General features: G+C 71.4%; 7 protein-coding genes. 4 read left to right on the forward strand and 3 right to left on the reverse strand.

What is annotated here, in order from left to right; genetic code table 11:
- A partial coding sequence (locus ADK60_RS18610; protein WP_199839693.1) for an ABC transporter ATP-binding protein occupies nucleotides 1-1,198 on the reverse strand: 1,198 nt, incomplete at its 3' end.
- Nucleotides 1,199-1,710: 512 nt separating this feature from the next.
- Between ADK60_RS18610 and ADK60_RS18615 the strand changes: the two genes are divergently transcribed.
- On the forward strand, nucleotides 1,711-1,923 hold the full coding sequence (locus ADK60_RS18615; RefSeq protein ID WP_043467896.1) for an MbtH family protein: 213 nt from the start codon (nucleotides 1,711-1,713) through the stop codon (nucleotides 1,921-1,923).
- A gap of 165 nt (nucleotides 1,924-2,088) precedes the next feature.
- On the opposite strand, the gene ADK60_RS18620 is transcribed toward ADK60_RS18615, so the two are convergent.
- Nucleotides 2,089-2,538 carry a cold-shock protein gene (locus ADK60_RS18620; protein ID WP_053647392.1) on the reverse strand — a complete coding sequence of 150 codons (450 nt, stop codon included), beginning with the start codon at nucleotides 2,536-2,538 and terminating at the stop codon, nucleotides 2,089-2,091.
- 227 nt (nucleotides 2,539-2,765) lie between these two features.
- Nucleotides 2,766-3,332, reverse strand: coding sequence for a PadR family transcriptional regulator (locus ADK60_RS18625; protein ID WP_053647383.1), 567 nt, complete (start codon nucleotides 3,330-3,332; stop codon nucleotides 2,766-2,768).
- A gap of 133 nt (nucleotides 3,333-3,465) precedes the next feature.
- On the opposite strand from ADK60_RS18625, the gene ADK60_RS18630 reads away from it, so the two are divergent.
- The 3 genes from ADK60_RS18630 to ADK60_RS18640 are packed head-to-tail and all read left to right on the forward strand — an operon-like array spanning nucleotide 3,466 to nucleotide 6,563.
- Nucleotides 3,466-3,903, forward strand: coding sequence for a nuclear transport factor 2 family protein (locus ADK60_RS18630; RefSeq protein WP_053647385.1), 438 nt, complete (start codon nucleotides 3,466-3,468; stop codon nucleotides 3,901-3,903).
- The gene (locus ADK60_RS18635; RefSeq protein WP_053647387.1) at nucleotides 3,900-5,387 is read left to right on the forward strand and encodes a phytoene desaturase family protein; all 1,488 of its coding nucleotides are present in this window, start codon (nucleotides 3,900-3,902) and stop codon (nucleotides 5,385-5,387) included. The genes ADK60_RS18630 and ADK60_RS18635 overlap by 4 nt, the downstream gene beginning before the upstream one ends.
- Nucleotides 5,388-5,429: 42 nt before the next feature.
- Nucleotides 5,430-6,563 (forward strand): 2Fe-2S iron-sulfur cluster-binding protein, encoded by a 1,134-nt coding sequence (locus ADK60_RS18640; protein WP_053647389.1) that lies wholly within the window; start codon nucleotides 5,430-5,432, stop codon nucleotides 6,561-6,563.
- The last annotated feature ends 456 nt before the right edge of the window (nucleotides 6,564-7,019 follow it).

The raw sequence follows: 7,019 nt of genomic DNA on the forward strand, positions 1-7,019 counted from the left end.
GGGTGGTGTGGTCGGGGTGGGGTGTGGTGGGTCGGAGTGAGGCGAGGGTGGTGCGGGTGGTGGTGGGGTAGTGGAAGGTGACATCGGTGAAGGTGATGTCGGGTGGGGTGGTGGTGGTGAGCGCGTGGGCGCGGGGGCTTTCGGTGATGAGGGGTTCGAGGTCGAGGACTTCGAAGACGCGGTCGAAGCTGACGAGCGCGGTCATGGCGCTGGTTTGGACCGTGGTGAGTTGGTTGACGGGTTCGTAGAGGCGCAGGAGGAGGGTGATGAGGGCGACGAGGGTACCTATTTGGAGGGTGTCGTTGATGACGAGGGTGCCGCCGAGGCCGTAGACCAGCGCCGTGAACATCGCGGTGATCACGGAGACGGTGACCATGATGGCCCGTCCCTGGACGACCTGGGCCACGACGACGTCCCGGATCCTCCCGGCCTTGCCGCCGAACAGCGCGGACTCCTCCTCCGCGTTGCCGTACAGCTTGACGAGCATCGCTCCCGCCACGTTGAAGCGCTCGTTCATCAGCGACCCCATCTCGGCGTCGAGCTGCATGCCCTCTCGGATGAGCCGCTGGAGTCGGCGCACGATCAGCCGGACCGGCAGCATGAACAGCGGGATCAGTACGAGCGCCGCGGCGGTGATCTGCCAGGATAGGTAGAACATCGCACCGAGCACCAGCACCAGCGTCAGCACGGTGGAGACCGACTGCGACAGCAGCGTCGTCACGGCCTGCCGGGCCTGTACCACGTCGGTGTTGAGCCGGCTGACCAGTGCGCCGGTCGGCGTGTGGGTGAAGAAGGCGATCGGCTGCCGCTGGACGTGGGCGAACACCTGGGTGCGCAGGTCGAGGACCAGCCCCTCGCCGGCCCGCCCGGAGCACCACGCCTGGGTGTACAGGGCGGCGGCGTCGACCAGGGCGAGCCCGGCGACCAGCAGGCAGAGCCGGATCACGGTCCCGGTGTTCCCGGCCAGGATGCCGTCGTCGACGATCATCTTCAGGATCAGCGGGCTCGTCGCGGTGATGACCGCGTCCACCACGGTCACCAGCAGCAGCAGGGCGACGGTCCGGCGGTACTGGAGGACGTAGGGGAGGATCCGCCGTACGGTGCCGGGTGCGACGCGCCGGCGGGTGGCCGGGTCCTCGCCGGGGCGGTTCTTCGGTGTCCTTGCTGCCGTCGGTGCCGTCGGTGCCGTTGCTGCCATGTGAGGCCGCCCTGTGTCGGTGGGGTGGGTCGGTTGACGGGACGGCGGGGCCGGGTGCTGACCGCGGTCGCTCGGGCCGGCTTCCGGGGCCGGCGTCCCGGCCGGCGGGCGGGGCGGGCCCGCGCCGGAGCGGACGCCGTCCCGGTGGCCGGTGCTTGTGCTGTCCGTGGCGCCTGCGCTGTTCGGCCGCCTGTGCCGTCCAGGGGTCGCCGGAGCCGCGGAACGGCTCCGCGGCGCCCACGATGGCACCGTCCGGGAACGTCGATCAAGAGCGTCGGGCGTCCCGTCCAACTGCCGCACGGGTGCGGTTGAACGCGGCGGGAGCACGCACGTCGGCCCTGTTGACTGGCCACCGGACCGTTGGGCGATAGTGGGTCCCGGTGTGCGGGGCGGAGCATGAGGCGGCCGCCGAGCACGGTGACCGAGCACGAGGGTGCAGCCGACACCAGGACCCCGGTGACCGCCCGCCACCGGCGCGATCCCACATCACGTACCCGAGAGAGGACGACACGGTGACGAATCCGTTCGACGACCCCGATGCCAACTACCTGGTCCTGGTCAACGACGAGGGCCAGCATTCGCTGTGGCCGGTCTTCGTCGAGGTGCCCGAGGGCTGGGACACGGTGTTCGGCGAGGCCGCGCGTCAGGACTGCCTCGACTACATCGAGAAGTCCTGGACCGACATGCGGCCCAAGAGCCTGATCGCGGCGATGGAGCAGAAGTAGCCCGCACCCGCCCCGCCACGGCGCCCCTGACCCCGCCCGGGGTCAGGGGCGCCGGCGTCTGCGCGCCCGCGCCGTGCGGGCGCGCGGGTGCCCGCACCGTGCGGGTGGAACCGCGAAAGGGGCACCGGCCGCCGACGGCGACCGGTGCCCCTTTCCGAGGATGCGTCAGTGGTCGGTCCAACCGTGCTCCTCGGCCGACTTGGCGAGTCCGGCCCGGACGGCCAGGATCTGCTGCCCGGTGAGCGAAGGCGCGGTCCTCAGCAGCACCTCGGTCACTTCCTTGAGGTACTCGTCCGCGCCGAGCACGTCGCACAGTCCGTCGCCGTCGCCCGCCGCGACCCGGCCCCCTTCGCGCGCGGGGACCGCAGGGACCGCGAGCGAGGCGGGCGGCGTCAGCGGGTTCCCGTCGGCGTCGACCGCGAGCCGGACGGAGGAGGCCTTCGGCCCCCGCTCGCCCTCCTCGACCTCGAACTGCACCGCGAGGCCCGAGCGCACGTACTTCTCGGGAATCAGCATGTCGTTCACATGCAGGAAGACATCCTCACCACCGGTTTGGGGAGCGATGAACCCATAGCCCCGCGCACCGTCGAACCGCACCACACGACCAGTAACCACCACAGCAACTCCCAGCTGAAAAAGGCCCCTTGCCCCAACAATCGGTGCCAGATCGTAGCCGCTGGGCGTGGGTTCCCGGTGCTTCGCGGCGACCGTTCAACTGCCGCCGCACCGCAGTCGGTTGCCGCGCCGGCGCAGGCCACTTGACCGATCGTCAAGTCCTGTGCATGCGGCCCCGGCGGCCGGCCGTTCCGTGAGCAGCCGGCGCCCCGCTCCGGACGGTGCGGTCAGCCGTGGAAGGCGGTACGGGAGGCGAGGACCCGGAGGGCGGTCTCGGACCAGCGGATGTTCTCGCGTTCGAACGCCATGCCGCGCAGCAGGGTGAGGTAGGGGCCGACCCGCTCGGCCTCGGCGAGGTGCTGCTCCTCGGTGCGGCCGTCGAGGAGCTTGGCCCGCAGGCGCTCGTAGCGGGCGAGCTTGGCGCGGGCCCACTCCAGGCGTTCGGCCACGGCCGCGCGGACGGCGCCGGCGTCACCGGCGTCGACGCTCTGGACCTTGACCATCAGCTCGTCGCGGATGGTGGTCGGCTTGTTGGTGTGCTCGGCGGTGTAGGCGTGGACGGCGGCGAGTCCGGCCTCGGTGAGGGAGAAGAGGCGCTTGTTGGGGCGCCGCTCCTGCTCGACCACCCGGGCGGAGATGAGGCCGGCGGCCTCCATGCGGTCCAGCTCGCGGTAGAGCTGCTGCGGGGTGGCCATCCAGAAGTTCGCCACCGAGGCGTCGAAGCCCTTGGAGAGGTCGTAGCCGGAGGCCTCGCCCTCCAGGAGGGCAGCCATCACCGCGTGCCGCAAAGCCATGCGGTCACGCTAGCAGCCACTGCCGGCCACTGGTCAACAAGGTGACTAATGGCTATGGACAGTGCGTTCCCGACCGCTCCATACTCGCCGGTACACCTACTCAATTCGATGACTAGGGACCGGAGGCCTCCCCATGCACCCCTTCCGCAAGGCGGTCGAGGACCGCGACGCCCAGGCCATGATCGATCTCCTCGCCGAGAACGTCGTGTTCACCAGCCCCGTCGCGTTCAAGCCCTACCCCGGCAAGGCGATCACCGGCGCGATCCTGCGCGCCGTGCTGCGCGTCTTCGAGGACTTCGCCTATGTCCGCGAGATCGGCGACCCCGACGGACGGGACCACGCCCTCGTGTTCACCGCCACCGTGGGCGGCAAGCAGCTCCAGGGGTGCGACTGCCTCCACCTCGACGAGGACGGGAGGATCGACGAGCTCACCGTGATGGTCCGCCCGCTCTCCGGCGCCCAGGCGCTCGCCGCCGCGATGGCCGCCGAGTTCGACCGGATCGCCGCCGAGGCCGCTGAGACCGCCGGGGCGACCGGTGGGGCCGGTGCCGCCGGGGCGGCGGAGCGGTGAGCGACTTCGACGCCGTCGTCATCGGCGCCGGCAACGCCGGGCTGACCGCCGCCACCAGCCTCCAGCTCGCCGGTCTGCGCACCCTGCTCGTCGAGCGGCACAACCTGCCCGGCGGCTGCGCCACCTCATTCCGCCGCGGCCGCTTCGAGTTCGAGGTCGCCCTGCACCAGCTCTCCGGCGTCGGCGCCGAGGGGCAGCCCTTCACCCTCCGCGGCCTCTTCGACCGGCTCGGCGTCAGTGACAAGCTGGAGTTCGTCGAGGAGCACGACCTCTACCGGGCCGTCGTCCCCGGCCGCTACGACGTCACCCTGCCCGCCGACTGGCAGGGCACGACCGACGCCCTGGCGGAGGCGTTCCCGGGCAACCGCGACCGGATCGAGCGCTTCCTCCAACTGGTCAGGGAGGTCACCTTCTGGCAGATCGCGGCGATCCGCGGCATGCCGCCCGAGCAGGTCGACCCGGTGCTGTTCCGGTACGGGCTGCGCCCGGTCAAGGAGGTCCTCGACGAGTTCTTCGACGACCCCGGCCCGAAGTCGGTGCTCGGCACCTACTGGACCTACCTCGGCCAGCCGCCCTCCCGGCTCGCCTTCCAGGACCTCGCGCTCACCCTCTACGCCTACCTGGAGTTCAAGCCCTGGCACCTCGTGGGCGGGTCCCAGGCACTGTCCACCGCGATCCTGGACTCCTTCCTCGGCGCCGGCGGACAGGTGCGGTTCAACACGGCGGCCACGGCCCTCCTCACCGAGCACGGCCGGGTGACCGGCGTCCGGCTGGACGACGGCGAGGAGGTCACCGCCCGGGACGTCGTCTCCAACGCCTCGCTCCCGGTCACCTACGCGATGCTCGGCGAGGACGCCGTCCCCGCCGCCGTCCGCGAGGACCTCGCCACCCGCCGGACCGGCGTCTCCGGCGTCGTCCTGCACATGGGCCTCGCCGCCACGCCCGCCGAACTCGGCTTCACCACCAGCACCACCTTCGTCCACGCCGACGAGGACGACGAGCGCACCTACGCCGCCACCCGCACCCTGGAACCCGCCCGCGGCATCTGCGTCACCTCCTACGACGTGGCCCCGATCGGCTTCGCCCCGTCCGGCGCCACCCACGTCAGCCTGATGACGCTCCAGTACGGGGACCACTGGGCGAAGCTCCCGCCCGCCGACTACGCCCGGACCAAGTTCGCCTACGCGCAGACCCTGCTCGACCGGGTCGAGGCGGTCGCCCCCGGCATCCGCGACGCGATCGAGGAGGTCGACGTCGCCACCCCGCTCACCCTGGCCCGCTACCTCGGCCACCCCGGCGGCGCGATCTACGGCTACGACCAGGACCGCACCGAGGGCTGGCTCTTCCGCAACAGCGAACGCCGGAGCCACGTCCCCGGACTGCACCTGGCCGGCTCCTGGGCCGGACCGGGCGGCTTCCAGCCCACCCTCGAAGCCGGCGCCCGCGTCGCCCGCCGCCTGCTCCGCGCCAGGGACGCGGCCTGAGCCCGGCCCCTCTGCCCGCCCGCACCAGGTTGGAGAACGCCCGTGAGCCACCCCATCGCCCCCCACTTCGACGACCACGACGCGGTGCGGGCCGATCTCGAAGCCCGCCCGCACCGCCCCACCGACCCCGGCGCCAGCACCGCCGCCGTCGACGCCCACCATCCCCGGCGGCTGCGCCTCACCGTGGCCGAGATCCTCACCGAGACCGTCAGCACCAGTACCTTCCGGCTCCGCCGCCCCGACGGCGGCGACCTGCCGCCCTTCCTCGCCGGCCAGTACGTCGGGGTGTTCGCCGACGGCACCAACCGCCCCTACGCCATCGCGTCCAGTCCCGCCCGGGCCGACCACTGGGACCTGACCGTGCGCCGAGTGCCCGGCGGGCGGATCAGCAACCACCTGATCGACACCCTCGCGCCCGGCGACACCCTCACCACCACCGGTCCCACCGGGACCTTCCACCACAACCCGCTCTTCCACGGCGAGGACCTCGTCTTCCTCGCCGGCGGCTCCGGCGTCGTCCCGGCGATGAGCATGGTCCGCGAGATCGCCGACCGGGGCCTGTCCCGCCGCTTCCACCTGCTGTACGGCTCCCGCAGCGCCGAGGACATCGTCTTCCGCACCGAGCTCGACGCTCTCGCCGCCACCCACCCGGACATCCACGTCCACCATGTGGTCCAGCACGCCTCCGCCGACTGGAGCGGACCCACCGGCCTGCTCACCGGCGCCCTGGTCGAGGCCCTCGCCGGACCGCTCGCCGGCCGCACCGTCTACGTCTGCGGACCGCAGGCCCTCTACCCCTATGCCCTGCGACAGCTCGCGGACCTGGGCCACCCCCGCCGCCGGATCCGCTTCGAGGCCAACGGCGCCCCCGCCGACCCCACCGCCCAGCCCCACTGGCCGGCCGGCACCGACCCGGCGGCCGAGGTCGCCGTCACCGCCCGCGGCCGGACCTTCCGCACCCGCCGGGACCGGCCGCTGCTGGACGCCCTGGAGGACGCCGGCATCCGCCCCGAGGCCGCCTGCCGCTCCGGCGAATGCGGCCTCTGCCGGGTCCGGGTGGTCAAGGGCCACGTCCACACCGCCACCGAGGCCCGCCTCCGGCTGTCCGACGAACGCTTCGGCTACACCCACTCCTGCGTCGCCTACCCGATCACGGACACCGAACTCGACCTCTGACCCGACCAGGTCGGGGTCGACTTGCTCCTGGGGAAGGGGAGGGGTAGTGTTTTCAAGTCGCTTGACAGGGAGCACCGGACACGCAACAGCGCGGACGGTCTCGGGGCGGCCAATTCTCTGGAAATACCAATAACACCCGGCTCGGGTTTCTTTGGCGTGTCCATTTGTGGGGATTGCGGCCGGATTCGCTTTTCGGAGCGGGGGTCGGCTAGAGTTTGGAACGTCGGACGGGGCGCGAGCCGCAGAAGACACCGGCGAGTCGGACGAATGAAACTCCGGAAAACGGAGCGGAAAACATCTGATAAGCTGGGAACACGAAAGAACGAAGCGCCCGGAGGGCCGGTGTGAAAGCCGCCCGAAGGAAGTGTCCGTTCCTTGAGAACTCAACAGCGTGCCAAAAGTCAACGCCAGATATGTTGACATCCCCGGCCTCAGGGTTTCCTGGGGTTGGAGATT

The organism is Streptomyces sp. XY431, assembly GCF_001279805.1.
GTDB classification, from domain to species: Bacteria; Actinomycetota; Actinomycetes; order Streptomycetales; family Streptomycetaceae; genus Kitasatospora; species Kitasatospora purpeofusca.